This is a genomic window from Wolbachia pipientis, assembly GCF_023661085.1.
Lineage (GTDB): Bacteria > Pseudomonadota > Alphaproteobacteria > Rickettsiales > Anaplasmataceae > Wolbachia.
In genome coordinates, this window is sequence record NZ_JAHDJT010000149.1 from 1 (window position 1) to 2,403 (window position 2,403).

Sequence of the window (2,403 nt, forward strand, 5' to 3'; positions counted from 1 at the left end):
TAGCTAGTTATTCCACTCTCTATTTTAAAATCCGGCGTTGGGTAATGTCTTAAACGACTTATAAGCGCGTTTCAGCTTGAAAACCCGAAGTTTTAAAAAGACATGCAGTGCACATAGTGCGAAAAATTAAACAATAGTACGCCAAATACAAGTTCTCTTGTCATTTTAACCTGTACAGATTGGAAAGTTAAACAAATAGCTTCACTACTATGATAAGGGTCACGACAAAAGTTGTCAAGTAGTTTTTTTGTTCCATTTCTATAAATAGCGTGTTATATGCCTAGCGCGTTGCCATTTTTGTCATAGCACGGTCAAACACCCCCAATAACCTCTTAAATAGGCTTGGAGTTAGCGAAGAGATAGGATTAACAGATACATTACTGTTTTTATCATCCCCACTTGCTTTGTAGTCTATTGAAATAATCCCCCTACTTTTCCCACCAGTAAGAAGTTTTCCGATTATAGGGATTCTCAACAAAGATTTATTAATTGAATATGCTGGTATTACTTGTCCTTCAACCTGGAATTTATAATTCCTAATATCAAGCTTACCACTAGTGCTAATGCCCAGTTCTGCTCCCTCAAGCCAAGATTCTTCAATGTCAACAGTGCCCTCTTTATATGAAAAAGGTGCATTACACTTATAAAAGTATACACCTTCGTTCTTTATAGCATTTACAATACCAGGCAGTGAAGACATCGATAGTAAAGTAGTAAGCAATGAAGCATCTTTGATATAGAAATTGCTGATAGATAACATGCCGTAATGTTCTCCATTTTCTCTCTGAGGAGATAGATAAAAAGATAATTTGCCGTTTTTAACTGATTTACCAATGCCTAAAGAGCGCAAAAGCATACCCGAATTATCCGCATATAATTCGAGCCCTATTCCACTGTATTCTGCTGATATTTTGCTGTTGTCTTCCAAAAACTGCCCTGTAAATTTACTTCCACTACAATCACCTTTAGTGCAGATTACATGTAGCTTGGCGTTTTTGACAACAATGCCCTCTTTCATCATTACATTGTCAACATTCATACTTACTTCTATGCCATTGTTTAATCCACTACTATTTTTGCCAAGTAACCCTAAAATATCACTCAAATTAATTTTCTCACCATAAATAGTTACAATGCTTCTTTCTTTACCTAACTCAATTTCTACATTAAGGTCATTGTCCGGTAATTCAAACTTGCCAGAACTCAAATACAAATTCCCATTCTCTACTTTTCCGCTAAACTTTATATCTAGGTCATTTCCTACAACGTCTAATTTGTCTATTAACAATTCACCCGCTCCTTTTAGCCTCGTAGAAAACAAAATTTCATTGTGATCTTCAAAGCGATTCCTCCACCCCAAGTAGCTTGAACGTGACTCAAGCTCTGACAAATCTATATTACCACTAACATATCCCGTCTTATCTTGATTTATCACTGACTCTATATTTGTGTTGACGTAACCACCATCAAAATTAAGTATTTGAGCAGGTAAATCTCCGGTTAAATTCCAGGCAAAACTTTCATTTTTGTTGCTACTTTTCAAGTCGAATAATAATTGTGTATTATTTACCATGCCACTGACATTTAAATCAATGAAGTCCCTGCCAAAATCAAGCTTAATATCATGCTTACCAAGACTTGCGCCATAGACAACCAGATCGTCAATTTTGGAATGAAAATTTGCTAAGAAATCTACTTTTTTATCGTCGATATTCAGGTTAAAAATGCGAAAACTGAATACAGATTTTGCTATTCCACCAATCTTGTCTCTTGTAACCTGAATCATATCATCCAGCTTAAATTTTATAGGCTCATATAACCCGTAAGCATCGCTTGTGGCCTTACCATTGATGACTAGAACTGACTCTTCCTTATCGAGAAAGTTCATTTCAATACTGCCACCATCAATAGTGAAATTCTGAAACTTAGCGCTATTTACAGCAATTGTAAGGTTGTTATTTTTGAGAATTAAATCACCGTTTAATCCCCTCACTTGTTCAAAATCTTCATCAAATCTGACGCTGCCGTTTTCTATATCGGCAGCAATTACGACGTCTGATAGATCATCATTAACTAAGCTGTTGATTTTACCGTTGAAACTTATGATTGTATTTACAATATCCCCATCAATATTATCACAATACCATTTTTTAAATCTGTTGTTCATTACACTATCTGGTACATAAGTACATAAATCTTTTGCGGCAAACTTACTAATGTTGACCCTAAGCAGAGTATGATTTGTACTAAAGTTCATTTTGCCAATCAAAGAAAGGTACATACCATTTAACTTAAAATGAAAGTTTTTTACGCTGATGATTTCATCACTATATGTCAAATTTACATTCACATTAGTCAAGGCCAAGTTTTTACCCGAGTGATTCTCTGTATTTAATATGTATA

Annotated in this window: 1 protein-coding gene; it reads right to left on the reverse strand. The window is 34.9% G+C overall.

Annotated elements, in window-relative coordinates:
- Positions 1-280 precede the first annotated feature (280 nt).
- Positions 281-2,403, reverse strand: a 2,123-nt coding sequence (locus DM84_RS05710; RefSeq protein ID WP_250779020.1) for a YhdP family protein, incomplete at its 5' end; no start/stop codon positions are given.